26 protein-coding genes and 1 pseudogene are annotated in these 23334 nt (G+C 59.9%); 12 read left to right on the top strand and 15 right to left on the bottom strand.

The window, feature by feature from the left end:
* Window positions 1–80: 80 nt before the first annotated feature.
* The gene (locus tag HMPREF2935_RS13135) at window positions 81–536 is read right to left on the bottom strand and encodes a hypothetical protein (RefSeq protein WP_049063229.1); all 456 of its coding nucleotides are present in this window, start codon (window positions 534–536) and stop codon (window positions 81–83) included.
* A gap of 221 nt (window positions 537–757) precedes the next feature.
* On the opposite strand from HMPREF2935_RS13135, the gene HMPREF2935_RS01890 reads away from it, so the two are divergent.
* Genes HMPREF2935_RS01890 through otsB form a run of 4 tightly spaced genes read left to right on the top strand, consistent with a single transcriptional unit; the run spans window position 758 to window position 3802 of the window.
* Window positions 758–1105 carry a hypothetical protein gene (locus HMPREF2935_RS01890; RefSeq protein WP_062037217.1) on the top strand — a complete coding sequence of 116 codons (348 nt, stop codon included), beginning with the start codon at window positions 758–760 and terminating at the stop codon, window positions 1103–1105.
* Between the two features lie 5 nt (window positions 1106–1110).
* Window positions 1111–2541 (top strand): alpha,alpha-trehalose-phosphate synthase (UDP-forming), encoded by a 1431-nt coding sequence (locus HMPREF2935_RS01885; protein WP_070731725.1) that lies wholly within the window; start codon window positions 1111–1113, stop codon window positions 2539–2541.
* Window positions 2538–3035: a metal ABC transporter substrate-binding protein gene (locus HMPREF2935_RS01880; protein ID WP_235591083.1), complete on the top strand. Its 498-nt coding sequence runs from the start codon at window positions 2538–2540 to the stop codon at window positions 3033–3035. Before HMPREF2935_RS01885 ends, HMPREF2935_RS01880 begins: the two co-directional genes overlap by 4 nt.
* 20 nt (window positions 3036–3055) lie before the next feature.
* Window positions 3056–3802 (top strand): trehalose-phosphatase, encoded by a 747-nt coding sequence (otsB, locus tag HMPREF2935_RS01875; protein WP_070731723.1) that lies wholly within the window; start codon window positions 3056–3058, stop codon window positions 3800–3802.
* 115 nt (window positions 3803–3917) lie between these two features.
* On the opposite strand, the gene HMPREF2935_RS01870 is transcribed toward otsB, so the two are convergent.
* On the bottom strand, window positions 3918–5027 hold the full coding sequence (locus HMPREF2935_RS01870) for a LacI family DNA-binding transcriptional regulator (RefSeq protein ID WP_070731722.1): 1110 nt from the start codon (window positions 5025–5027) through the stop codon (window positions 3918–3920).
* A 118-nt stretch (window positions 5028–5145) separates the two neighbouring features.
* On the opposite strand from HMPREF2935_RS01870, the gene HMPREF2935_RS01865 reads away from it, so the two are divergent.
* Genes HMPREF2935_RS01865 through HMPREF2935_RS01850 form a run of 4 tightly spaced genes read left to right on the top strand, consistent with a single transcriptional unit; the run spans window position 5146 to window position 8546 of the window.
* Entirely contained in the window at window positions 5146–6099 is a 954-nt protein-coding gene (locus HMPREF2935_RS01865; protein ID WP_070731721.1) for a metal ABC transporter solute-binding protein, Zn/Mn family, read from the top strand.
* A complete protein-coding gene (locus HMPREF2935_RS01860; RefSeq protein WP_062037201.1) occupies window positions 6099–6800 on the top strand; it encodes a metal ABC transporter ATP-binding protein in 702 nt (233 codons plus the stop codon). The genes HMPREF2935_RS01865 and HMPREF2935_RS01860 overlap by 1 nt, the downstream gene beginning before the upstream one ends.
* A complete protein-coding gene (locus HMPREF2935_RS01855; RefSeq protein WP_141755993.1) occupies window positions 6778–7734 on the top strand; it encodes a metal ABC transporter permease in 957 nt (318 codons plus the stop codon). Before HMPREF2935_RS01860 ends, HMPREF2935_RS01855 begins: the two co-directional genes overlap by 23 nt.
* Window positions 7735–7745: 11 nt before the next feature.
* A complete protein-coding gene (locus HMPREF2935_RS01850; protein WP_070455235.1) occupies window positions 7746–8546 on the top strand; it encodes a CE1 family esterase in 801 nt (266 codons plus the stop codon).
* A gap of 60 nt (window positions 8547–8606) precedes the next feature.
* Here HMPREF2935_RS01850 and HMPREF2935_RS01845 read toward each other — a convergent pair whose 3' ends face one another.
* The 9 genes from HMPREF2935_RS01845 to HMPREF2935_RS01810 form a co-directional block, all read right to left on the bottom strand.
* Entirely contained in the window at window positions 8607–9203 is a 597-nt protein-coding gene (locus tag HMPREF2935_RS01845; RefSeq protein ID WP_141755992.1) for a helix-turn-helix domain-containing protein, read from the bottom strand.
* 23 nt (window positions 9204–9226) lie between these two features.
* Window positions 9227–9853, bottom strand: a complete 627-nt coding sequence (gene ccmA, locus HMPREF2935_RS01840; RefSeq protein WP_070731719.1) for a heme ABC exporter ATP-binding protein CcmA — start codon at window positions 9851–9853, stop codon at window positions 9227–9229.
* 3 nt (window positions 9854–9856) lie between these two features.
* On the bottom strand, window positions 9857–11842 hold the full coding sequence (locus HMPREF2935_RS01835) for a hypothetical protein (RefSeq protein WP_061924639.1): 1986 nt from the start codon (window positions 11840–11842) through the stop codon (window positions 9857–9859).
* 6 nt (window positions 11843–11848) lie between these two features.
* Window positions 11849–12130 carry a lactococcin 972 family bacteriocin gene (locus HMPREF2935_RS12580; RefSeq protein WP_101504633.1) on the bottom strand — a complete coding sequence of 94 codons (282 nt, stop codon included), beginning with the start codon at window positions 12128–12130 and terminating at the stop codon, window positions 11849–11851.
* A 321-nt stretch (window positions 12131–12451) separates the two neighbouring features.
* Window positions 12452–13399 carry a 23S rRNA (guanosine(2251)-2'-O)-methyltransferase RlmB gene (rlmB, locus tag HMPREF2935_RS01830; protein ID WP_061924644.1) on the bottom strand — a complete coding sequence of 316 codons (948 nt, stop codon included), beginning with the start codon at window positions 13397–13399 and terminating at the stop codon, window positions 12452–12454.
* 9 nt (window positions 13400–13408) lie between these two features.
* Complete coding sequence (cysS, locus tag HMPREF2935_RS01825; protein WP_061924646.1) at window positions 13409–14842, bottom strand: cysteine--tRNA ligase; 1434 nt, start codon at window positions 14840–14842, stop codon at window positions 13409–13411.
* A 79-nt stretch (window positions 14843–14921) separates the two neighbouring features.
* Window positions 14922–15404: a 2-C-methyl-D-erythritol 2,4-cyclodiphosphate synthase gene (gene ispF / locus HMPREF2935_RS01820; RefSeq protein ID WP_061924649.1), complete on the bottom strand. Its 483-nt coding sequence runs from the start codon at window positions 15402–15404 to the stop codon at window positions 14922–14924.
* Window positions 15401–16090: a 2-C-methyl-D-erythritol 4-phosphate cytidylyltransferase gene (ispD, locus tag HMPREF2935_RS01815; RefSeq protein ID WP_061924652.1), complete on the bottom strand. Its 690-nt coding sequence runs from the start codon at window positions 16088–16090 to the stop codon at window positions 15401–15403. Before ispD ends, ispF begins: the two co-directional genes overlap by 4 nt.
* Complete coding sequence (locus HMPREF2935_RS01810; RefSeq protein ID WP_061924655.1) at window positions 16062–16646, bottom strand: CarD family transcriptional regulator; 585 nt, start codon at window positions 16644–16646, stop codon at window positions 16062–16064. The genes ispD and HMPREF2935_RS01810 overlap by 29 nt, the downstream gene beginning before the upstream one ends.
* Window positions 16647–16865: 219 nt before the next feature.
* On the opposite strand from HMPREF2935_RS01810, the gene HMPREF2935_RS01805 reads away from it, so the two are divergent.
* Window positions 16866–17459, top strand: a complete 594-nt coding sequence (locus tag HMPREF2935_RS01805) for a hypothetical protein (protein WP_061924658.1) — start codon at window positions 16866–16868, stop codon at window positions 17457–17459.
* Window positions 17460–17565: 106 nt separating this feature from the next.
* The gene (radA, locus tag HMPREF2935_RS01800) at window positions 17566–18942 is read left to right on the top strand and encodes a DNA repair protein RadA (protein ID WP_062043300.1); all 1377 of its coding nucleotides are present in this window, start codon (window positions 17566–17568) and stop codon (window positions 18940–18942) included.
* Here radA and HMPREF2935_RS01795 read toward each other — a convergent pair.
* Window positions 18939–19676, bottom strand: coding sequence for a hypothetical protein (locus HMPREF2935_RS01795; RefSeq protein ID WP_082778653.1), 738 nt, complete (start codon window positions 19674–19676; stop codon window positions 18939–18941). The genes radA and HMPREF2935_RS01795 overlap by 4 nt on opposite strands.
* 71 nt (window positions 19677–19747) lie before the next feature.
* Entirely contained in the window at window positions 19748–20374 is a 627-nt protein-coding gene (locus tag HMPREF2935_RS01790; RefSeq protein ID WP_062043297.1) for a carbonic anhydrase, read from the bottom strand.
* A gap of 47 nt (window positions 20375–20421) precedes the next feature.
* On the opposite strand from HMPREF2935_RS01790, the gene HMPREF2935_RS01785 reads away from it, so the two are divergent.
* Window positions 20422–21285: an HhH-GPD family protein gene (locus HMPREF2935_RS01785; protein ID WP_210400713.1), complete on the top strand. Its 864-nt coding sequence runs from the start codon at window positions 20422–20424 to the stop codon at window positions 21283–21285.
* A gap of 9 nt (window positions 21286–21294) precedes the next feature.
* Here the strand turns inward: HMPREF2935_RS01785 and HMPREF2935_RS01780 are convergent, their stop codons facing one another.
* Entirely contained in the window at window positions 21295–22563 is a 1269-nt protein-coding gene (locus tag HMPREF2935_RS01780; protein ID WP_061924672.1) for a threonine/serine exporter family protein, read from the bottom strand.
* Between the two features lie 47 nt (window positions 22564–22610).
* Window positions 22611–22781 carry a DUF4236 domain-containing protein gene (locus HMPREF2935_RS12575; RefSeq protein WP_005529875.1) on the bottom strand — a complete coding sequence of 57 codons (171 nt, stop codon included), beginning with the start codon at window positions 22779–22781 and terminating at the stop codon, window positions 22611–22613.
* A 195-nt stretch (window positions 22782–22976) separates the two neighbouring features.
* Here HMPREF2935_RS12575 and HMPREF2935_RS13130 point away from each other — a divergent pair.
* A pseudogene (locus HMPREF2935_RS13130) lies at window positions 22977–23334 on the top strand (hypothetical protein); the annotation flags it as partial.

The following is a 23334-nucleotide window of genomic DNA, read 5'->3' as shown; positions in this document are numbered from 1 at the left end:
GGCGGCACTCCTGGTGCAATCTCGTAGCTCCTGATGTCTTTGAAGCCGAGACTTCGGCTATACTGACCACAGCAGCATAGCTAGCCCCCGATGTGTCCACTTTCCGGGGGTCGGGCCCCGCAGCGATCAACCACCTGGCCAGCCTGTTTATAGCTTTTTCCAGCGTCAACAAGTTTCAAAGCTTTAGCGATGCGATCCCGCTCGCGTTGTATGGCTCCACCGCGACTGGTATTAGCGAGTTCGATACCGTCTTGGGCAAGGTATCGGTAAGCAGTCTGTGGGAAACCAGTCTCTTTCAGTGCGCTATGCGCAGACTGGCCGCTTTCTACAAGAGCAACGACCTTTTGGTACTGATCTTTGAATTTATTCTCAGTCAGACTCCGCTGACGCTGACCACGGCTAAGGCCCTCAGCCTGACGCCACACCTTCGCCGTAGCCTTCGAGACCCCCAACTCCTTCAGGATCACCGACATCGGACGCGCATCATGCAGATACGCCTCCACGTACCGCTCACACAGCCTCTTATCACTTGACATCTACACAACCTCCTAGCTGTATAGATGCATTCACCACCTGAACTCGCCTTCCCTGCACGGCACCGATTTGGCAGTTAGGGCGAAATCCTCGCCGTGCCCGGCGCCATAACCCAGGCCCACAAAATAGATCTCTGCGCACATAGCCCCGAATCCGCACCGCACGGCCGCATGGCGTAGAATATGCGGTCTGAAAGCTTTCACAACTCGTTCAGGAGGACTTCGTGCCACCAAAGGTCACTGACACTCAGCCCGCTGCAGACCAGAACAATGCAGTCGAGGAGGAGACCGCCCGCGCTGCGCGCCGCATCGTCGCTACTTATGCTGAGGACTTCCTCGATGGCGTGACCTTGATGTCCATGCTCGGCGTCGAGCCAGATGGCTTGGTACACAAGAAGGTCCTTGCAGAGCAGGAAGACGCTGCGCCAAAGAAGACCTCTAAGAAGTCCTCGAAGAAGGCAACCAAGAAATCTTCTAAGAAGACCACCAAGAAGGCAACGAAGAAGTCGACCAAGAAGTCCACAAAGAAGACCGCCAAGAAGGCTTCTAAGAAGACCACGAAGAAGGCCTAAGAACAATGTCTGGCCACGACAATTCCTTCGTGGTGGTGGCCAACCGCCTCCCCGTGGATCTGGAGATCCAACCGGACGGCACCCGCACCTGGAAGGCCTCGCCTGGCGGCTTGGTTACTGCTTTGTCGCCAGTGCTGGAGGCCGAGCAAGGCTGCTGGGTGGGCTGGCCAGGCATCACAAACGACGCCCCGGAACCCTTCCACACCGAAAACGGTGTGCTGCTGCACCCGGTCAAGCTGACCGACGTGGATTACGAGGGCTTCTACGAGGGCTTTTCTAACGCCACCCTGTGGCCGCTCTACCACGACCTCATCGTCACCCCGCAGTACAAGCGCGAGTGGTGGTACTCCTATCGCGAGGTCAACCTGCGCTTTGCCGAAGAAGTAGCCAAGGTCGCAGCACCCAACGCCACGGTGTGGGTACAGGACTATCAGCTGCAGCTGCTGCCAGGCATTCTGCGCCAACTACGCCCTGATCTCACCATCGGCTTCTTCCTGCATATCCCATTCCCTTCCGCAGATCTCTTCCTGCAACTGCCATGGCGCGAAGAGGTCGTCCGCGGGTTGATGGGCGCCGATGTCATCGGATTCCACCTCGAATCCAATGCCCGTAACTTCTTAGAGCTGGCCACTCGCCTCGGCTTAGAGGTCACGGGCGAGGTCAGCACGCGCGACATCACTGCCGGCATCAAGGTCGATGGCCGCACCGTTGGCGTGGGCGCGTTCCCGATCTCCATCAAGTCCTCCGACATGACGCGGTTCAGTAAGGCGGAGGACCGCGACGTCGCCAAGCTGCGTGCGGAATTCGGCGGCCACCACCGCGTCATTTTGGGCGTCGACAGGCTGGACTACACCAAGGGAATCCTGCAGCGCCTCAAAGCTTTCGAGGAGCTGCTGGAGTCGCAGGCGCTGGATCCGAGCGAGGTTACGCTGGTACAGATTGCCACGCCTTCGCGCGAGCGCATCGACCATTACCGCGTGACCCGCTCGCAGGTCGAGGAAGCCGTAGGCCGCATCAATGGGCGCTTCGGCCAGATTGGGCGGCCAGTGGTCCACTACGTGCACCGCGCGGTGGACAAGGACATGCTGCGCAAGTACTACCGGCTTGCCGACGTCATGCTGGTCCCCCCTTTCAAAGACGGCATGACCCTGGTGGCCAAGGAGTATGTGACCTGCCACGACGACGGCCGCGGTGCATTGGTGCTCTCCGAGTTTGCCGGCGCCGCCGCGGAGCTCAAGCAGGCCAACCTATGCAACCCTTTCGACATAGAGTCCATCAAACGCGCCCTGCTCAGCGCATTGAAGGCGCTTGATGATTCACCCGACACCATGCGCCAGCACATGCTCGACCTGCACGCGCAGGTGGTCCAACACGACGTGGATGTATGGTCGCGCGCCTTTTTGAGCGCCCTAGAGAAAGCAGCGAAGAACAAGTGAAGCGAGTAATTACAGCGGCACTTCTCGCCGCATCAATGACACTTAGCGCCTGCGGCTCCGAGGATTCAGGGCCGCAGCCACGCGGTGACGAGAGAATCGTGGGCAAGGACTGGCAAGTAGTGGCTATCTACACCAAGCCGGATGAGCCTTCTGCGATTCCGCAGACCGCTAAGGCGGTGCCACAAATGAGCTTCGGCGAATCCTCCATTGTGGGCTCTACTGGCTGTGCGCCGTTCCAAGCCAAGGTCTCCTACAGCGAGGCCGAGGATGCCGCCAATATCCGCGACGCGGACACCATGCACATCGATAAGGTGCGAATGGATACCCGTCCCGACGATTGCACCGGCTCGGCGCTATGGGCAGATAACTTATTGCGCAATCTGTTGGCGGAAGACCATGATTTTGAGGTTCGGCTTAACCCGAATAATCAGCTGGTGCTGACTCTGGATACCGCCGAGGTGGACTCCCCCGCTATTCGTATGGTCTCGCTTTAGGGCTGTTTTAGGATGAGTGCATGATTGAAAAGCTCGCAGCAACCAAGCATCTGGCCGTAGTTTCTGACTTTGATGGCACCCTCGCCGGTTTTGCCAACGACATCTATGCGGTTCACGCCGAACCGCGGTCGTTGGCTGCCCTGGAGCGTCTGGCGCAGCTGCCGGATACCACGGTAGCGGCGCTTTCTGGGCGCCACTTGGAAGGGCTAAAGCGCGTCTTCCCGCTGCGAGAGCCGGTTCTGTTGGGCGGCTCCCACGGCGCGGAGTCCTCGTGGCAGGGCTCTTCCCTTTCGCCAGGAGCCCAGGCGCACTTGGACCGCAAGGAAGCAGAAATCCGTGAGCTGATGGAGCGCTTTCCTGGCGCGGAAATTGAGATTAAGCCTTTCCAGCGCGTGTTCCACCTGCGCCGGCTAGAGCTCAGCGACCCGGATCTGGCGGCAGAGGCCTACGCTGCTGGCCGCGCACTCGATCCAGCCGGTTTCCCCATGACTGCTGGCAAGTCTGTCATCGAGTTCTCCGCTACCCAGGCCACGAAGGGCTCATGGATTTCCGAGCTGCGCGAGCGCGTCGGCGCCACCGCCACCGTCTTCCTGGGAGATGACGTCACCGATGAAGACGGCTTCGCGGTTTTGAATCAGCCGCCAGACCTGGGCGTGAAGGTTGGCGAGGGCGAGACGCTAGCCGCACACCGCGTTCCGGATATTGCGGCTGTGTCTGATTTCTTGGAGGAGCTCGCCGCGGCCCGCGCGGTTCACCTCGGCGCTTAAGCGTGACGCGCGATAAACAGGGCAAGCGCGGTAAATAGGGCAAGCGCGGTACATTTTGCCAAACAAGGCGCTGATTTCGGCAAGTTTTGGCGCAATATTTGGCAAAGTGTGCCGACTAGAGCCGCCAATCCAATAAATGCTGCTCGCGCGGCGAGCCCACCGTGGTCCCCTCGTTGAAGCGGGTGGGCAGCAGCTTGTGGTCGTGCGCTGGGGCAGTCTCGGAAAGCGCGGCGTCGATGTGCTCGGCCAACATGTGGCCTGCCGCCGCGCCTTTGGCTTTATTCGGCTGGACCACGGTAGTAAGCCCCGCTAGCAAGGCGGTGGTGATGCCGTCAAACCCCGTCACGGAGAGGTCTTTCGGTGCCGCGAGGCCAGCATCGCGCAAGACGCCGAGCACGCCGAGCGCCATCGAGTCGGTGGTGCACAGCACGGCGGTCAGTTCCGGGTGGGTGCTGAAAAGCTCGGCGGCCGCGGAACGCGCGGTGCTCGCATCGTTGATGTGGCAGGTGACAATGGGAATCTCGCCAATTCCTGCCTGCGCAAATACATCGAGAGCACCCAGCACGCGGTCGCGCTGGACGTGCATGTCTGCGCGTTCGACCTGCTCCGGGCTCACGAAACCATCGATGCGCTCGTGGTGGAGACGAATGCACAGGATGCCAATGCGGCGGTGGCCGGCCGCGAGCAACGCGCGGGCGGCGGGTTTGATTGCCTCGCGGTCATCGATGCCCACGAAGGGAAGGCCAGAGTCCTTGGGCTGATCGCAGACCACCAGCGGAAGACCACGCGTTCGCGCCGCTTCCACGGATTCGGATGAGACCGAGTAGATAACGAAGCCATCCACGGCGGCGCGGGTGAGGAGGGCGGCAGCGTCGTCGGAAGGGGCGTCGGGCCCTGCGGGAATCAGCGTTAGGGTGGTCGCGGCACCCGTGGATGCCTCTGCCATGCCGGCTAGAAAATCAACGGAGGCGGCGTCTTCGAAGGCGTAGGACAAGTGCTCGGTCAGGAGGACCCCCGTGGAGCCCGCGCGGCGGGTGCGCAGGCTGCGCGCGGTGGGGTCGGGGCCCGTGTAGCCGTGGGCTGCGGCCGCGGAGAGAATGCGCTCGCGCGTGGCCGGGGCCAACTGGTCTGGGCGATTATATGCATTGGAAACGGTGGTACGCGAAACACCCAATTCAGCAGCCAGCGAGGCTAGCGTTTTCCGATTCTGGCTGCGTTTTACCATGCTGGCTACCCTACCCTGTTCACCTCTGCGTTTCGCGCTTCAGGCAAGCTCTTTAGCGAGCGGATTTTCAATACATTTCCGTTTGACAACAATTTTCAACAAACGCAAACTAGAGGGCATGAGTTTTTCCCTTAAATCCCTGGCTGCGCCCGCCGCTCTCCTGTGTGCAGGCAGCCTCACCCTGGCCGGTTGCTCCAGTACCGATAGCGCCGACGAGGAGACCATCAAGATCGTCGCTTCCACCTCCATCTGGGCAGATGTGGCCCAGGAAGTCATCGACTCCGCACAGGGGCAAGACGTCAAGATTGAGGTCGAGCCAATCGTCAAGGGCAACGGCATCGACCCGCACCACTTCGAGCCCACCGCGGCAGACATCGCCAAGGCCAACGAGGCCGACGTCCTCATCGTCGGTGGCGGCGGATACGATTCCTGGCTCTACCAGGCTGTGAAGAACCAGGACGAGATCATCCACGCCCTCCCTCTGACCGACCACGGCAAGCTCGACGAAGAGCCGGACGTCGTCACCGCGGCAGAGGCCAAGGTCATCGCCAAGAAGGAGCCCTCCAAGGTCACCAACATCGAGGGCAACGAGCACGTCTGGTACGACGCTGCCGCCATCGAGAAAGTGGCCACCGAGGTCGCCGACCTAGTCAATGAGGCCAACCCAGAGGCCAAGGCATCTGCAGACCCGCTGTTGGAGCGCGTCGAGGACATTAAGAAGCGTGTCGAGAAGCTGCCCGAGCGCAACTACGCGCAGACCGAGCCGATCGCGGATTACATCATGAAGTACACCTCCTCCACCGATGTCACACCAAAAGGCTTCCGCAAGGCCACCGTGTCTGAGGGCGAGCCGACTGCCGCCGACCTCGCACGCTTCCTAGAGGCCATCAAGGAAGACAAGGTCGATCTGCTGATTTATAACCCACAGACCGAGACCGATATCTCCTCGCGCATCCACAAGGCAGCCGAGGAGCGCCACATCCCTATCGTGGAAATCGGCGAGACCCCACCAGAGGGCACGAACTTCCTCGACTACTACGAGCAGGCCGTGGACCACATCGAGGCAGCTTAGTGCTGGTTCAATTTCATGAAGCGGCCGTGGAGCCGCTGTGGTCGGGGCTCAACCTGGGCGTCGACAAGAGCGAATTCATCGCCGTCTTGGGGCCAAACGGCGTGGGCAAGTCCACCTTGCTGGGCACCATCCTGGGCACGCGCCAGCTCACCAGCGGGCGCGTGGACGTCAATTCGCGGGTTGGTTTCATTCCGCAGCAGCGCATGTTTCCGCAGGATCTTCCCATGCGCGCCCGGGATTTGGTCTCACTGTCGTTGGCACACGGGGCCATCGCTAAGCGACGCCCCTCCCGCGCCCGCGTCGACGAACTCCTCGCCGAGGTGGGTGCCACGGGCATCGCCGAGCGCCGCGTGGGGCAGCTTTCGGGCGGTCAGCAACAGCTCATCAGGCAGGCCCAGGCGCTGGCCAATGACCCGCAGCTCATCCTTGCCGACGAACCATTACTCTCGCTCGATCCTGCCCGCCAGCAAGCGACCGTGGAAAAGCTCGACCGCTGGCGCAAAGAACGCGGCACCTCCGTGTTGTTCGTGACGCACGGCATCAACCCGGTGCTAGGCGTGGTGGACAAGGTGCTCTACATCGCCCCGCATGGCCACATGTTTGGCGCTGTGGATGAGGTTATGCGCTCGGATGTCTTGTCTGAGCTGTATGGTTCCAAGGTCAACGTCATCGAGGTCGATGGGAGACTCATCGTTGTCTAATAGGTTTTTCGAAGACACCCAGTATCTGCTCGGCGTCGATTTCGTGCAGTCTTCCCTGTGGGCCTGCGCGCTGCTGGGCATCCTCTCTGGTGTGATGACCTCACTCATCGTGCTGCGCCAAATGTCCTTTTCGGTGCACGCGACGTCTGAGCTCGCCCTGATGGGCGCTTCGGCGGCCCTGCTCTTCGGATTTAACTTAGGCTTTGGTGCCATCGCGGGCGCCATCGTAGCCGCCATCATCCTCGCGGTGTTGGGGTTGAAAGGCCAGCAAGACAGCGCGATTGGCGTGGTGATGAGCTTTGGCCTTGGTCTATCGGTGCTGTTTTTGCATCTCTATCCGGGCAATTCCAATACGGCGATGACCCTGCTGACCGGCCAGATCGTGGGTGTTTCCGCGGCCTCGGTGTGGCTGCTGGCGCTGACTACCGTCATCATCGTGGGCGTCGTGTTGCTCTTCTGGCGCCCGCTGCTTTTCGCTTCCGCCGACCCGGTCATGGCGCAGGCAGCCGGCGTACCGGTGCGCGCTATCTCCGTAGGCTTTGCCATTCTGGTGGGCCTTACCGCGGCGCAGTCGGTGCAGATTGTCGGTTCGCTGCTGGTCATGGCGCTGCTGATTACACCGGGCGCAGCGGCAGTGCAGATCACCTCCTCGCCGGTGCGCGCGGTGCTGTGGTCCACGCTTTTCGCCGAGGTCGCCGCCGTGGGTGGCCTCATCCTCTCGCTAGCACCAGGCTTGCCAGTCTCGGTCTTCGTGACCACGATTTCTTTTGTCATTTACCTGGTTTGCCGCCTCGTGGGCTGGCTGCGCAACCGCCGTGCCGTGCGCGACGACATCGCCGCCGCCCGCGTCACCAAAGCTCACTTCGAGGGCCGCCGCGATGCCGAAAGCCACCACACCAGCACGCACGACGAAACCTGCGCCCACCCCGACTAAACTTTTGTTCCATGACCATCGTGGAATTTCAGGGCCAAAAGCGTAAATACACCGTCGTCGCGCCGGAAAATCCCGGCCCGAACCTGCTGCTTTTCCTCCACGGTTCGCTGCAAAATGGCAGCGTGATGCGGCGCTTTACAAACGGTACTTTTGATGAGCTCGCCGCCCGCACGGGCACGGTGGTTGTCTACCCCGACGGCGTGGACAGGCACTTCAACGACGCCCGCGCGGTGCTTCCGGTCAAGACCCGTGAGCTTGGCATTGACGACGTCGCCTTTCTCCAACACGTCGCCGCCACCGTACAGGAGGAATACGGAACGCAGCGCACCTTCGCCTGCGGTTATTCCAACGGCGGGCAGATGGTAATTCGCCTGCTTTTCGATGCCCCGGGCTTCCTCGACGGTGCCTGCATCTTCGCCTCGACGATGGGCAGCGGCGCTAACCATGCGCCGTCTAATCCCGAGGGCTATAAGCCCACCCCAATCCTCATGATGCATGGCACGGCGGACCCGTTAGCACCTTATGAAGGCGGCCAGGCTGGCCTCGCGAATAGCTCCCGCGGCGAGGTTACTTCCGCGTTGTTGACTGCGCAGCACTTCGCCACGATGAACGGTTGCTCTAAGGCCAAGGTAACCCGCCCGTTTTCTGATGTGTCTTTGGATTCCTGGGAAGGTGACAACCCCGTCGAACTGTGGACCATGGAAGGCGTGGGCCACGTCATCCCCTCGGGCAACGAGCTCGACGCGCGCTTGGGCCCGAATACCGATAGCTTCATCGCGGCCCAAGTGGTGGAGGACTTCTTCGGCTTATAGCCCCGCGGCTCGCCTCCCCGCTACTTACCCAGCCCTGGGCATTTGCAACAGGATGGCAGCTCAACCCATAGCGGGTAAGGTTTTTATGGCTAACTGGACTCTGTTCTCTGCAGCAAAGATGTCGAGCAGCTGGGAAACTATTTTCTTGATCATCGGCACAGAAAGATGTGTTTCCTCCGCGATGCCATAATTTGAGTGCCCACATACAATTCCGTTTAAAATTCGAAGCTGAATTGCGGACAGTCGCTCGAGGTTTCGCTGCATATCTGGTTCAGGCATTGTCCCAACAGCTACGCCGTTTATTTCAAAGCAACAACTTATTTTAAGGCCCCCATGGCCGGAGCGAGCTTCCCGGGTAACGACGCAATATGCAGACGCGCCCAAATTGATTGCCGTTTGAAGCTTCTCACGCGAATGCTGTGAATAATCCACCAAGTAAATGAAATCGCTGCTCTTTAACTCTTGTATATCCCATACCCAGGTCGCCGAGTCTTTGCGCTCGCACAACACCAGCAATTGCTCCTGTGAGCCAGACAATGCATTCAGCAGCTCCCTTTGAGTGGACACACATTCAACCTGGGGCCAGAGGAAGTAACGTCTTAGCTCATCGAGTATCGATTGCTCATCGTCTCGGATGCCTGCAAGCAGACACGGCATATCCGAGTATTTCAATCGCCACACTAAAGCGTTACCTCGCAGTCTGCTTGGTCAGCTACATGCTTGGAATGCGTCGCGACGACGACAACGGCGCCTTGGTCAGCGAAAGCACGGAGGTGTTCAACAACCAGCTGAGCATTGTCCTCGTCAAGCGCACCGGTTGGCTCGTCCGCCAATACGATTTTGGGCTTAGAAATGAGGATCCTCGCCAAGGCTACTCGTTGTTGTTCGCCGCCCGACAAGCCGCTGACCACACGCTTTTCATAGCCTCGTAAACCGACCTGCGCCAAAGCGCTGTCTAGCGCCTCATCGAAAGCACGGCGCGAAACGTTACTGGCTGCGAGCTTCACGTTGTCGACAACGGTGAGGTCAGGAACCAAGCCGTAATCTTGAAAAAGATACCCAACGCATTCGCGTCGATACTTGCGCAGTCGACCTGCCGATAGCGATGCAATGTTGTTTCCATCCCACATGATTGAGCCTTTGTCCGGCGAGATCAGACCGCCCAAGAGGTTCAACAGGGTGGTTTTCCCACTTCCGGAGCCGCCGGTTAATGCAGTCACCCGGCCAGCCGCAAAAGACCGCGTAAGGCCGGAAAGAATCATTTTTCCCTTCACACTGTAGTGAAGGTCTTCAACCTGAATTTCCATATCCTAATTTCCCTCGCTGTCTGTCCAGCGCATTTGATTTCGCGCACTAATCCACCAGGTCAAACCGATTGAAATACACATCCACACGATCGAAAATGCGACGACAGCAAGAACGGTTGCCGTGGACCACCTGTTTTCAAACCCCATCGACCACGTTGATGGATAGTGCGATTCCAGTTGTTCCTTATGCTCGCGCAAACGATACAAAACCCAGCCGATGGTGGTAACGAAAAAGAATAGCTCGGCCAGCAGAATCTTCCTGCACATCTTCCACGGGCTGCGCCCACAAATGAAGGAAACATAGAGCTCTCGCCGGAACGCCACCTGGAAACTGAAAAGCCCCGCGACGATTAACAAGGAAACCAGTAATATCGCTACGACCGTATTTAACGACCAAAGGCTGAATTGATCTTTGGCTTCCTCAAGGGACGATCGCCAGGAATCAGCATGCGGTTGTGCCGTGGCAAGCACCTTGCCCACCGTCCCATCTTTCAGCTCACCAACGACAGTTGGCTCGATGGCAAGGAGGACTTTCTGCGAGGCTTTCGCGAGTAAATTCCGGTCACCGATAGCTTCAAGCCCCACTGGTAACGAGACCACAATGGGGTCATTAATTACTGGCCGCAGCTCAACGTCATAGGAAAAGACTTGCCCAAGCGAACAATCCTCTTTCCAGTTAAAATCTGGAACTTTCTTCTTCGCGAGTTCGGCTTCAAATGCAACGGAGTCAATAATCGTCTGTTTGGATTCTTCACTGAGGGCAACGGGAGCACAAACGGTTACGTCTTCTTCAGAAGGGGAAACACCAGCTTGAACGGCGAACCGATGGTTGCTGAGAATAACCGGGGCTTCCAGTTGAGTCGGCCAGGTAAGCCAAAAAGGATCCGCTAAGAGTAGCTTTCCTTCGCGGTCCGCCTGACGCAAGGGCGCTGCAGCTGCAGCCTGTTCTTTTTCATCCGGAGTGATATTCGAGCTCAGGGCAAACTCTTGCTCATTGGCATGTCCGCTCCAATACGGTTGCAATTCCTCTCGCGCGGACACCTCAGCACCGGTATCAACCATCTGCGAAAGTGCCGTCAGGCTCGTCAAGAGTGCCAATAGCCGGACAGCATACAGAGCGTAGGTAATTGGACGCGCCCGAACCTTGCCTTTGATGGCCTGCGGGATCGAAATATTTCGAACCAATAACTGCCCGAGCACATAGCCCAGCGCCAAACCGACCCATTGGAGCAACACAGAAACGCCGAAAAAGGCCCAAAACAACGTCGCTTCTGCCCAGTCGTTGTAAAGATACAATGCCGCCGCAATAAAAATGATCGCAAGAAAAAATGGTAGCCATGTTTGCTTGGCAAGCCGCGTTACATCAAGCCTTAGCGTCTGCGATAGCTTTAGCCCCAAAAGTCTGTGAATGCCGATTTCGCGAGCCCGCACTAGGCAGTGCCCGCCACCCAACACGAGCGCGAGTAGAAAAGCAGCCGCGACCAACAAAGGCAGCGACGAAGTCATGACGATGCTCCAAGTCAAGTTCTGGAGCCCTATCACGGAATACCCGCGCTCCTCCAACCATGTCGTTAGGTCTCGAGCGTCGTTTTCCGATCCTTTAATGTTAAAAACTTGGCGCGGTTCCTTAGTCGGAATTTCCGACAATGGATACCAAACAAGCTTTTCGCCTCTCTGAAACTTTTGAGACTCAAAGTTAGCTGCACCTGAAGGCAGAGCCGAGGAGTAGATTCGCACCTCACCATCCGAATCAGCTAGCGAGGCGTAATAAATCGATACGTCAAATCCTGAGTCCCGCGCAAATTCAGAAAGCTCAGGAAACAGTGTTTCTGTGTGACTGTCAGGTTTGAAGTCTTCGATCTGGACAAACTCGTTGCCAAGCCGGTAATCCAGAGTCGATAAGAGGCTGGCTCCGACAAAGGCAATGAATGCGCTAATAACCGTAGAGAGCAAAATCCCTACGGTTAGTAGTCTGACTGAAGTTTTCATCGAGCCTTAGCAGTGTCGGTAGTAGGACTTATTTCCAGAGGACTTCTTGGGAGCTGTTGCTCGTGACCAAGTGTTTTTGTTGACGCAACCGCTATCCGACTTGAAGGTACCAACAGCAGTTGAACCGTGCCGCACCCCATTGTGAAAGTAGTGCGACCAAACTTGGCCACTACCCGTACCGTAGTCCCACGTGCCGCCATCGATATTTACAATCGTGGCCCCAGCAACACCTGTACCACCCAACGCCAACAAACCTGCGAGAGTTACTGAAACTGCTCGCTTAGACATGCTCACTTTCATAAGCATTCCTTTCTTGAGAAGAATCTGAACTTATAGCGCGCGCTACTAAAAGATATACGCTGCCCCTAAACCGCGTTCAAGTGTCAAAAGTTACCTTTCGCAGATTCATCAACTCCGCGCAAATACCCAGGCCTCAATCCGCAGCTCTCTGGTGGATTGCAGGGCGTCGGCAAGCGCGTGAAAATGCGAGCAGGAGGTCTGGGTTTCCAGCCCTGGGCATTTGCAACCAGGACGGCGGTAGCTGCCCAGCAGACGCATTGGAGGCAAGCAAAAAGGCGCCGCACAACGCGACGCCTTCCAAATTACGTGTTACTTCGCAGCGCGACGCTGCCGAGCAAACTCCGAAAGCACTGCACCCGCAGCAACGGATGCGTTTAAGGACTCAACCCAACCGGTCATCGGGATGGACATGATGACATCGCAGTTCTCGCGGACCAAGCGGGAGATGCCCTTTCCCTCAGAGCCGATGACGATGACCACGGGATCCTTGCCACCCGTGTAGGTGTCGAGCGTGTGCTCGCCGCCGGCGTCTAGGCCAACGACCTGGTAGCCGGCTTTCTGGAATTCCTGCACGGTGCGGGTCACGTTGGTCACGCGCGCGACGGGCAAGCGTGCTGCGGTACCCGCGGAAGTACGCCACGCCACTGCAGTCACCGACGCGGAGCGACGCTCCGGAATGATGACGCCGTGGCCGCCGAACGCCGCAACGGAGCGGATAACCGCGCCCAAGTTACGCGGGTCGGTGATGTTATCCAGAATGACAAACATGCCCGGCTCGCCAGCGTCCTTCGCGCGGTCCATCAGGTCATGGAAGTCCGCGTACTTATAAGGCGGAATCTGCAGGCCAATGCCCTGGTGCAAACCGTTGCCGGTCATGCGATCCATCTCGTGACGCTGAATCTCAAGGATAGGAATGTTGCGGGAATTCGCAATGGCCACGGCCTCCGACAGGCGCGCATCGTTGCGGGTACCCTGCACGATGTACAGCGAGGTAGCAGGCACCTTCGCGTGCAGACACTCGACAACCGGGTTACGGCCGACGACCATCTCCGCCGTCTCCTTCTGGTGGCGGCCCGAGTTGCGGCGCTCGCGCTCCAGCTTGGCCTTGTGCTTCGCGTGGTAGACGCGATCCTCTGCCTTAGGCGTTGGACCCTTGCCCTCAAGGCCCTTCTTTACCTGGCCACCACTGCCCTTAGTGGCGCCCTTCTTGTTTGTCTTGCGGATGCCCGCGCCGCCGCGGCCGTGCGTACGTGCCATGAATTCTCCTTAGGCCAGCGACCAGGTGGGGCCGTCGGCAGTGTCAGTGATGGTGATGCCAGCTGCGGCGAGGCGGTCGCGGACGGCGTCCGCAGTGGCCCAGTCCTTCTCCGCGCGGGCTTGAGTGCGGCGCTCCAGTTCTGCTTGGACGAGTGCGTCCAGCGCTGTATCCGCAGTGCTTGTCGACGCCCCATCTTTCCACTGTTCAGCCAAAGGATCAAAGCCCAGCACCGCGGCCATGGCACGAACAGACTCAGCGATTCGTCGTGCCTGAGCCTCATCGCCAGCGCCCAGGGCCTTATTGCCTGCGCGCACATTGGTGTGAATCTCGGCCAGTGCCTTCGGAACGGCGATGTCGTCGTTCATGGCGTCCTCGAAGGCCGGGGTCCAGTCTCCTACGACGAGGTCGTCGAACTTGTTCACGAAGTCCTCGATGCGGCGGTAGCCGGCAGCGGCCTCGGTCAAGGCTGCCTCGGAGTATTCCAGCACGGAGCGGTAGTGCGCGGAGCCCAGGTAGTAGCGCAGCTCGACCGGGCGGACGAGCTCCAGCATGTTGGGAACCGACAAGACATTGCCCAAGGACTTGGACATCTTCTCGCCGGCCATGGTCACCCAGTGGTTGTGCATCCAGTAATTGGCAAACTTATCGCCGGCGGCATGGGACTGCGCGACCTCGTTCTCGTGGTGCGGGAACTGCAGGTCGAGGCCACCGCAGTGAATGTCGAACTCGCCGCCCAAGTAGTAGGTGGACATAGCCGAGCACTCCAAATGCCAGCCGGGGCGTCCACGGCCCCACGGGGTAGGCCAAGAAGGCTCGCCGGGTTTGGCGGCCTTCCACAGCGCGAAGTCCTGCGGCCCGCGCTTTCCGCGCTTGAGAGCCTCTGGGTCTTCGCCCTGCTCCATCTCCTCGACCCGGTTGCCGGACAGGGAGCCGTAGTCAGATCCCTCGGCCGCGACCCAGGCTTGGACGTCGAAGTAGACGGAACCTGCTCCGTCTGCCCCCGCGGTATCGTCAGATACCGCGTAGGCAAAGCCGGCGTCGATAAGCCGCTGCATGTAGTCCACCATCTGGGTAACGAATCCCGTGGCGCGTGGCTCTACCGATGGCGGCAGGACGCCCAGGGTGTTGTAGGCCTTGGTGAACTCGCGCTCGTAGGTGGAAACCCACTCCCACCAGGGGCGGCCATTATCGGCGGCCTTGGTGAGAATCTTGTCATCGATGTCGGTGACGTTGCGCACGAAGGCGACGTCCAGGCCCTGCGCCATGAGCCAGCGGCGCAGAATATCAAAGGCTACGCCGGAGCGCAGGTGGCCGATGTGCGGCTGTGCCTGCGGGGTGGCACCACACAAGTAAATCGAGGCGTGGCCCTCTTTAACGGGCACGAAATCGCGTTGGCTACGGGTGGCGGTGTCATAAATGCGTAGGTTACTCACCCTGACCATTCTAGGCTATGGGCGCTTGGCTGTTTGCGGTTGCTTTAAGTCACGGCGATGCGCCTTCCACGCGCGCCTTTCCCGGGAATTACTGTTTCCAGACCACCGCCGTCGCCACCGCGGCGCGGCCTTCGGAGCGGCCGGTGAATCCCAGGTGGTCGGTGGTGGTAGCGGAGACGGAAACGGGAGCGCCTAAAATCTCACTGAGCACGCGCTCGGCCTCTTCGCGGCGCGGGCCCATCTTCGGGGTTTGTCCCACCAGCTGAGCTGCGGCGTTACCAATCACGAAGCCATTTTCTTCAAGCAGTTCACGGCACTCGCGCAGCAGGCGCTCGCCCGAAACGTTGTCGTATTCTTTGCGCCCAACACCCACGAACGAGCCCAAGTCACCGAGGTTGGAGGCGGACAAGAGGGCGTCGACAAGCGCGTGGCTAACCACGTCGCCGTCGGAGTGGCCCTCGCAGCCATCGACGTCGTCGAAAAGCAGCCCAGCAATCCAGCAGGGCTTGCCTTCCTCAATCTGGTGGGCGTCGGTGGCAATGCCTACGCGCGGGATGATGGGCTGGGTCATGAGAGCTCCTTGTTTAAAATCGCCGTGGCCAGCGTGAGATCGATGGGCGTGGTGATTTTGAAAGCTAGTGGGTCGCCCTCAACGGTGGTGACGGGGACGCCGAACCATTCCATCAGGCTGGCATCGTCAGTGGCCACGAATTCTTGCTGGCCTGAGAAGTAGGCTTCGTTCGCTTCGCGCAGCTTAGCCACGCGGAAGCCCTGCGGGGTTTGGACCGCGCGCAGCTTTGAACGGTCCGGGGTGGATACGACGCGGTGCTCGTCGACGACCTTGATGGTGTCCGCGACCGGCAACACCGGGATAACCGCGGGGGCGCTGCGCACGGCCTCGGCAACGCGCGCGATCATCTCGGGCGGGGTTAGCGCGCGGGCGGCGTCGTGAATGAGGACGATGGCATCGTCGGGGATGTGCTGGAGACCAGCCCATACGGAGTCGGCGCGCTCGCCGCCGCCGTGGACCAAGTGAGCGCCGGGCAGCAGGGCGCGTGCGTGCTCCTCCATCTCGGGGCTGACGGTGACGATCAATTCGTCACAGACCTCCCCCATGGCCGCCGCAGAACGCTCCAGCAAAGTGCGGCCTTCCAGCTCAACATAAGCCTTCGGCAATTCGGCGCCCAAGCGGGTGCCCATGCCTGCGGCCGCGATGAGGCCGTAGACCTTAGTCTTCGTCGTCGAAGGAGAGGTCATCGAGATCGATGTCGTTGTCGATATCGGTGGTGATGGACTTATCCTCCACGATGCCGGCAGCGCGGTGACGCTCGATGGTGGCATCGATTTCTTCCATCATGGTGTCGGCCTTCTTTTCATCGACCGGGGAAGCCAGCGCGAGCTCGCCCACGAGAATCTGGCGAGCCTTGGTAAGCATGCGCTTCTCACCAGCAGACAGGCCGCGATCCTGGTCACGGCGCCACAGGTCACGAACCACTTCCGCGACCTTGTTGATGTCACCAGAGGCTAGGCGCTCCTGGTTTGCCTTGTAACGGCGGGACCAGTTGCCGGCCTCTTCCACGTCGAGCTCACGCAAAACGGAGAAGACGCGCTCGAGGCCTTCCTTGCCCACGACGTCACGCACACCGACGGTCTCGGCGTTCTTCGAAGGCACTCGAACCACAAGGTCAGACTGGTTGATCTGGAGGACGAGGAACTCCAGGGTCTCGCCGCCCATCTCACGCTGCTCAATGTCAGTAATCCTGGCAGCACCGTGGTGCGGGTAGACGACGACCTCTCCGACCTTAAATTCCATTCCCACTCCTTGTTTAATGTTCGTGCCTCGCGCGGCACGCATACAGGGCAACTAGTTTAGCACGTAGAGCTTTTGCGCTTGTCGACGCCCATGGTCTACCCCCGTATTACCCCGCCACCTACCCAACGGGTTTAGAGGAAACTGTGTACTTGGGGCGGAAAGGTACTAGGCTAAAGCGTTGATAAGCTTTGTGATCGCAATCTATGGAGGACCCTCAAAGTGCAGCCCTTGAAGACCGCCGCTCGTCGCGGTGCCATCATTTCCGTAACCGCCCTGTCTGCGCTGGCTCTGGCTTCCTGCTCGGCAGGCCACATCACTCAAACTTCCCAGAAGGTTGCGGCTGTCGATGGTTCCTCCGCTGCTACCGAGGACGGCGCTGTCGCAGTCCGCGACGTCACTATCCAGGTTGAGCCGGATTCCGGTGAGACTTCCCTGAAGTTCGTTGCCGTCAACCAGGGCTACGACGTTTCTGACGTCACCCTGGAGTCCGTTTCCGTCGATGGCCAGGACGTAGAGTTGGGCTCCACGAAGCCGATGGCCCGTGACCAGTCCATCATCGCTGATTCCGCCAAGAACCTGGAAGAGCTGAAGAAGGACAAGAAGAACAAGAACGTTCAGTACGTCGAGACCTCCCTCGAGAATGAGGACTTTGGCTACGCCGGCTCCCGCCCGGTTACCTTCACCTTCAACAACGGCACCATCGAGGTGGACGCAGCTGTTGCCGCTTCCCCGCTGAAGTCCGGTGAGTACAACCGCGACGTTGAGTCCACCGAGGGCTTTACCACCGAGTCCCCTGAGGCATCTCACCACTAAGCCTCCGGGTGAAATAAGCCCTTTAATTAACCCTTCGACCCCGCACTTCTAAGTGCGGGGTTTCTCGTTGGCGCTCGTGTCCGGCGGGTGTTTTAGAGTTACTGGCATGGCTAAGAAATCGCGTCCAATCCACACCTGTTCCGAGTGTGGCTACGTCTCTCCGAAGTGGCTAGGCCGCTGCCCAGATTGCGGCTCGTGGGGAACGCTGCAGGAATCCGCCCCGGCTGCTTCTGAGGGCACGGCTGCCTCGGCTGCGGTGACCGGGCAGATGGTCAAGGGTCTAACGCCTTCCAGCCCGGCGCAACCCATCACCAAGATTGGGGCGAGTGCTACTAAAACCATCAACACGGGTATCGGCGAGTTAGACCGTGTTTTGGGCAAAGGCATCGTTCCAGGCTCGGTTGTACTCATGGCCGGCGAGCCCGGCGTTGGTAAGTCAACGTTGCTGCTGGAGGTGGCTTCAAGGTGGGCGCAGCTCGAACGCACGGCGCTATATGTCACCGCAGAGGAGTCAGCGGGCCAGGTAAGGGCGCGTGCCGAGCGCACCGACGCGCTCCACGAGACCCTCTACCTAGCCGCCGAGTCTAACTTGGACGTAGTCTTCGGCCACGTTGAACAACTCAAGCCCAGCCTTATCATCGTGGACTCTGTACAGACCATGCATGCGGCAGGCGTCGAGGGCGTAGCTGGCGGCGTGGCCCAGTCACGCGCGGTCACTGCGGCGCTAACCACCCTGGCAAAGTCCACCGGCATTCCGGTGCTGCTTGTGGGCCACGTAACCAAGGACGGCAACGTTGCAGGTCCCCGCGTACTCGAGCACTTGGTTGACGTGGTGTTGAACTTCGAGGGTGACAGGCAGTCCAGCCTACGCATGCTGCGCGGCATCAAGAACCGCTTCGGCGCCACCGATGAAGTGGGATGTTTCGAGCAGACTTCCGGCGGCATTCGCGAGGTAGCAGATCCTTCTGGGCTCTTCCTCTCCCACCGCGGGAGCACGCCGGATGGCTCCGCGGTCACCGTTGCCATGGACGGTGTACGCCCCATGCTCGCGGAGGTTCAGGCGCTCACCGTGGATCCAGTGGCAAAGAACCCGCGCCGCGTGGTCACGGGATTGGACTCCAACCGCGTGCCCATGGTGCTGGCGGTGCTGCAGGCACGCGCAGGAGAGCGCACCAATGACAAAGACGCCTACGTCGCCACCGTGGGCGGCGTGCGCATCCAGGAGACCGCCACGGATCTTGCCGTAGCGCTTGCCACCTGGTCCTCCTTGCATGAAAAGCCGCTACCGCCCAAGACGGTGGTCATCGGTGAGGTGGGCCTGGCTGGCGAGCTGCGCCGCGTGCCCAACCTGGATCGCCGCTTGAGCGAGGCCGCGCGCTTGGGCTATGAAAACGCAATCGTCCCGGCGGGCAAGGTGGATGCCGCCGGGATACGGGTGCTGCAAGCTGGAACTTTGGGCGAGGCCATCGCCCTTTTGCGCTAGCTATCGAGGTTGAAGGTTTCTGCCTTCGAGGCGTGGTTACCAATAACTGCGTGCATGAAGTAGCCACCCACCGGGGCCGGTGCACGGTCATTGCACTGGTTTGGCTGGGACATTTTACGGGACCAATCAGCCTGGAAGGTGCGCTGCTTGCCTGGCTCGAAGGTGACCTCACCAGTATCCACCGGCGGGAAGCAGTCAGTATCAGCCCACTTCTTCTCATTGGTGGAAAGGTCATAGACCTCAAAGCGCAGGATGTCCTTATCTAGGTCAATCACGCAATCAGCGGCGGTAGGGTTCTTGACTTCCATGAAGAAGGTTGGGTACTCGCCCTCACTGTAGCTAGGTTGGCTGACAGTACCTACGATCTCCAAGTCCTCCAAGGCGCAGGTATTCTTAGCCGGCTCCGCGCCCGCGCTAGGCGCCGGATAAGGCGAAGACTCGCTTGGGTTTGCAGCGCTGCTGTCGGCGCTGCTTTCCGCACTGCTCGGCGCGGCGCTTACGCTGCTCGATGCCGCATCACTAGTTGGGGCAGCGCTCGTCTTGCTGGTCTCCGGCACAGCCTCCGAGCCGCGGGCGCTGGTAGCAGCGGTAGGCACCGACTCATCGGAGCCGCCGAACATGCTGGTCGCTGCCCAGATGAGCAGCCCGACGAGCACCAAAAGTCCAATCAGCGCAGCAACGCGGCGGCGCATGTAGATCTCTTGGGGCAGGGGTTTGCGTCGGTTATCAGTCACGCTTCCGATTTTAAGGGGTGACACAGACAAACTTGCACCAGCCCTCGCCGCGTGTCTAGGCCTAAATGGCCCTAGTCCACGCCGTGGCGCACCACAGTTTCCACGCTGGAATCTTCCAGCAGGTAGCGCAGGCCGACAACGCCGAGCGTGCCGGCGTCGAGAAGCCGCCGCGCCGCCGGCACATCAGCGATGATCTGAGAGACCGTTTGGGCCGTGTTCTCGCGCTCGAAATCGGGCCTAGTCTCACGGCCTTGGCGCTTGGCCTGCAGCGCCGAAGCCGCGACCTTCTCAATGATGGGTCGCTGCAGCCCGGTCGGCAGGTTGATCTCGCCGTTCAGGAACGCCGAGGCCGCGCTCACCGCACCGCAGGACTGGTGGCCCATCACCACGAGAAGGTTGGCGTTTAGATTCTCCAAGGCATAGTCCAGCGAGGCGAGCACCGCGTTGTCCAGGATATGCCCGGCGGTACGAATGACGAAGGCATCGCCGAAACCGATGTTAAATACGTGCTCAATCGGGGCGCGCGAATCGGAGCATGCCAGCACGATGACGCGCGGGTCTTGGCCCCGGGTTAGCCGGGCGCGGAGGCGCGACTCAGTGTTGACGGAGATAGCGTTTCCACTGACCAGGCGCTCGTTTCCAGCTTGTAGGGCTTCCCAAACTTTTTGGGGATTTTTCGGGACTTTTGAAAGTGGCATGGATTCAACTGTAGTCCCGAACGCCGGCTGGCTTACACTGTTTCCCGATGATTAACACCGCTGCTCTTTTGGACTGGTTTGATTCAGCCGAGCGTCCCCTCCCCTGGCGCCGCCCCGGTACCTCCGCGTGGGGCGTCCTGCTCAGTGAGGTCATGAGCCAACAGACTCCGGTCGCACGGGTGGCTCCGGTGTGGGAGGAATGGATGCAGCGGTGGCCTACCCCGGCCGACTTTGCGGCGGCCTCCCGCGCGGAGGTGCTGCGCGCGTGGGGCAAGCTGGGTTATCCCCGGCGCGCGTTGCGCTTGTGGGAGTGTGCACAGGCCATAGGTGAAAAGCCGGTGCCAAGCGACGTCGAGAAGCTGCTGAAACTGCCCGGCATCGGCGATTACACGGCGCGGGCGGTGGCTTGTTTCCACTACAAGCGCAACGTGCCGGTGGTTGATACCAATGTCCGCCGAGTTTATGCGCGCGCCGTGGACGGCCGCTTCCTGCAGCCGCAGCCTTCTAAGAAGGAACTTTCCGCCGTGGAAAAACTCCTCCCGCCAGAAAATGGTCCACGTTTTTCGGCCGCGCTCATGGAACTCGGTGCTTTGGTATGCACGGCAAAGGCCCCCAATTGTGAAGGGTGCCCGCTACGCGAAGGTTGTGCCTGGCAGCTGGCGGGCTGCCCGCAGCCTAGTGAGGCCGAGCTTTCCAAGGCCAAAAAACGCGTGCAGAAATTCCAAGGCACCGACCGCCAGGTGCGTGGGCTGATTCTGGATGTCCTGCGCGGCGCCGATGCCCCGGTGCCGAAGAGCAAAATCGATGTGGTGTGGTCCGATGCGGCGCAACGCTCGCGGTCGTTGGCTTCGCTGCTTGACGACGGCCTCGCGGAGCAAGATTCCCAGGGCCTTTTCCACCTGCCCCATTAATGCGGCGTTTTAGTAGCGCGAATCGTGTGGTTGGCGCGAGAAATCGATAAGCCGGCCCAGCGACCAGTCTTTATCAGTAAGCAGGCGCGCGAAGATAAGGCCGCAGCCGATGGAGAGCACAACCATCGAGGCTGTGGCGAGATTGGACAACGCTTGATCCATGTTGCCGGCATTCAAGTGATAGACAGAGCGGAACATCGCTGCGCCGGGAATCATGATGACTGCGGCGGGAACCGTGGTGGTGATACGTGGCAGATGCATGGTGCGCGCCACGCGCCCGCCCAGCAGACCGATGATCGTGCCGCCCACGAAAGCTGCGAAGTAGCTGGTCACTCCCAGCTCTAGGATGCCCAAGCGCACCATGTTGGCTACGGTGCCTACTATTGCGGCGGCAATCACCATGCGCCGCGAGGAATTAAACAGGAAGGCAAAGCCGGCGATGCCTAAGAAGCTAGCCAGGATGGCGGCTGCGTACCAGCTGGCATCGGGCACAGGTGGCGGCGCAATTGGGGTAAGTTCCGTGAACCAGCTGACCATGGCCACCGTGAAGGTAGCCGCGATGATGACGGTCAGTGCGTAGCTAAGCCGCGCCATGCCGGCGTCAAAGTCAAAGCGCGCCAAATCAATCAGCGCGGAAAACAGCGGGAAGCCGGGAATCAGGAAAAGTACTGCGGCTACATAGCCCGAGGAGAAGTCTGTGGGATTGGCTAAGCCAGCAATAGACAAAAGCTCGGTGCTCAGGAAGTAGACCAAGCTCGCCGTGGCGCCACCTGCCACAATGCAGCCGATCTGGTGCACGTGCTTATGATGCAGCGCCCACCTGACAAACTGCCCGCAAAAGGCAGCGAGCGCGACCAAGAAGACAACATAGGACTGGAAATAGTTAAGCACTGAGAAGGAAGCGCAGGCCACGCCCGCGGCAGTGGCCAAGGTAAAACCATTCCAGCGCTTGCGCACGTGAGACTCGATGTCATCGAGGAAAGCATCGAGTTCTTCCGCAGTAATGCCGGCGTAGAGGCGATTATGGGTGAGATCCTCAAGGGCTTCGATACGAGATGCGTCGACAGCTGGCGAATGCTGCTGCGCCACCACGGTGCGAAAAGCTCGCCCCTTATGGAAGGTGCACGTAATTTGGGTAACGCCTACGTTGGCGTCCAACCGGGAAAAACCTAGAGCGCGGGCCGCGCGCTTCATTCCGCGCAGCGCACGATAGCCCGACGTGCCGGCGCCCATAAGCAGCATGCCAAGGCGCAGCACAACGTCGGCTTCAATGCCCATGCGGACATAGTCACTCGTAGGTTCTTCCATGGTTGCGACCTTGTAATTTAGCGCCAGCGTCCCCGGAAGTTCAGCCCGCCAGGCAGGTTGATCCACATGCCGCCGCGGGAGTTGAAGGTCACCGGCCCCACCTTGGTGGACATGGATGCCCCAGAGCCGGAGATGTTGATCCAGCTATTCTTGCCGGTTTTCTTACGAGATCGGTATTGAATGCCCATGGCTATACAGTTTAGCGCGGTGGTCTCAGCGCGCTATCGCATTGCGGCGCCTTAGCGCCCTACTCAATGTGCCTACATGCCAAATCGACGGGACAACGCCCGCAGATTCGGTCACGATTTGGCATCTAGGGCGGCAAAGCCGCAATCGCACGCCTCAGCCCGGAGAAAATCCCCCATGCCAGTAGACTGGAATCCGTGAATTTCCTGCGCCTTCTTACCCCTACTGTCACCAGCTTGCTCCTCTTTGCACCGAGCATGCCGGCTCAGGCTGCGCTGAGTTCTGGCTCCTCTATGGCGGGTTCCTCGCTCAGCAGCGCCCTCGTGGCGGATTTCTACGAAGATGAGCCCGAGGGCGTCGCCAATGCTGAGCCCGGCACCGTGCTGCGCCGCGAGAACATAGCGCCCGGGGTCGAACGCATTCTTTATTCCTCCCGGCTTGAAGATGGCACTCCCACTTATGTTTCGGGCACCGTCATGGAGCCGACTGAGCAGTGGGAAGGCCCGGGTGAGGCTCCCACGGTGGTGATGGCTCCGGGCACCCGGGGAATGGCGG

The sequence above is a fragment of the Corynebacterium sp. HMSC076D02 genome, from assembly GCF_001813815.1.
Taxonomy (GTDB): domain Bacteria; phylum Actinomycetota; class Actinomycetes; order Mycobacteriales; family Mycobacteriaceae; genus Corynebacterium; species Corynebacterium simulans.
Note: the sequence above shows the minus strand (reverse complement) of the source record. Positions and strands in the feature narration are given on the sequence as shown.

Excerpts from the sequence above, each read along its gene's own strand:
- HMPREF2935_RS12575 (WP_005529875.1), bottom strand. The coding sequence starts at position 22,781 with ATGGGCATTCAATACCGATCTCGTAAGAAAACCGGCAAGAATAGCTGG.
- HMPREF2935_RS12580 (WP_101504633.1), bottom strand. The coding sequence starts at position 12,130 with ATGTCTAAGCGAGCAGTTTCAGTAACTCTCGCAGGTTTGTTGGCGTTG.
- HMPREF2935_RS01855 (WP_141755993.1), top strand. The coding sequence starts at position 6,778 with ATGGGAGACTCATCGTTGTCTAATAGGTTTTTCGAAGACACCCAGTAT.
- otsB (WP_070731723.1), top strand. The coding sequence starts at position 3,056 with ATGATTGAAAAGCTCGCAGCAACCAAGCATCTGGCCGTAGTTTCTGAC.
- ispD (WP_061924652.1), bottom strand. The coding sequence starts at position 16,090 with ATGACCTCTCCTTCGACGACGAAGACTAAGGTCTACGGCCTCATCGCG.
- HMPREF2935_RS01870 (WP_070731722.1), bottom strand. The coding sequence starts at position 5,027 with ATGGTAAAACGCAGCCAGAATCGGAAAACGCTAGCCTCGCTGGCTGCT.
- HMPREF2935_RS01835 (WP_061924639.1), bottom strand. The coding sequence starts at position 11,842 with ATGAAAACTTCAGTCAGACTACTAACCGTAGGGATTTTGCTCTCTACG.
- cysS (WP_061924646.1), bottom strand. The coding sequence starts at position 14,842 with ATGGTCAGGGTGAGTAACCTACGCATTTATGACACCGCCACCCGTAGC.
- HMPREF2935_RS13135 (WP_049063229.1), bottom strand. The coding sequence starts at position 536 with ATGTCAAGTGATAAGAGGCTGTGTGAGCGGTACGTGGAGGCGTATCTG.
- ispF (WP_061924649.1), bottom strand. The coding sequence starts at position 15,404 with ATGACCCAGCCCATCATCCCGCGCGTAGGCATTGCCACCGACGCCCAC.
- HMPREF2935_RS01790 (WP_062043297.1), bottom strand. The coding sequence starts at position 20,374 with ATGCCACTTTCAAAAGTCCCGAAAAATCCCCAAAAAGTTTGGGAAGCC.
- HMPREF2935_RS01780 (WP_061924672.1), bottom strand. The coding sequence starts at position 22,563 with ATGGGCATTGAAGCCGACGTTGTGCTGCGCCTTGGCATGCTGCTTATG.
- HMPREF2935_RS01845 (WP_141755992.1), bottom strand. The coding sequence starts at position 9,203 with ATGCCGTGTCTGCTTGCAGGCATCCGAGACGATGAGCAATCGATACTC.
- HMPREF2935_RS01865 (WP_070731721.1), top strand. The coding sequence starts at position 5,146 with ATGAGTTTTTCCCTTAAATCCCTGGCTGCGCCCGCCGCTCTCCTGTGT.
- HMPREF2935_RS01885 (WP_070731725.1), top strand. The coding sequence starts at position 1,111 with ATGTCTGGCCACGACAATTCCTTCGTGGTGGTGGCCAACCGCCTCCCC.
- rlmB (WP_061924644.1), bottom strand. The coding sequence starts at position 13,399 with ATGGCACGTACGCACGGCCGCGGCGGCGCGGGCATCCGCAAGACAAAC.
- radA (WP_062043300.1), top strand. The coding sequence starts at position 17,566 with ATGGCTAAGAAATCGCGTCCAATCCACACCTGTTCCGAGTGTGGCTAC.
- HMPREF2935_RS01810 (WP_061924655.1), bottom strand. The coding sequence starts at position 16,646 with ATGGAATTTAAGGTCGGAGAGGTCGTCGTCTACCCGCACCACGGTGCT.
- HMPREF2935_RS01850 (WP_070455235.1), top strand. The coding sequence starts at position 7,746 with ATGACCATCGTGGAATTTCAGGGCCAAAAGCGTAAATACACCGTCGTC.
- ccmA (WP_070731719.1), bottom strand. The coding sequence starts at position 9,853 with ATGGAAATTCAGGTTGAAGACCTTCACTACAGTGTGAAGGGAAAAATG.
- HMPREF2935_RS01785 (WP_210400713.1), top strand. The coding sequence starts at position 20,422 with ATGATTAACACCGCTGCTCTTTTGGACTGGTTTGATTCAGCCGAGCGT.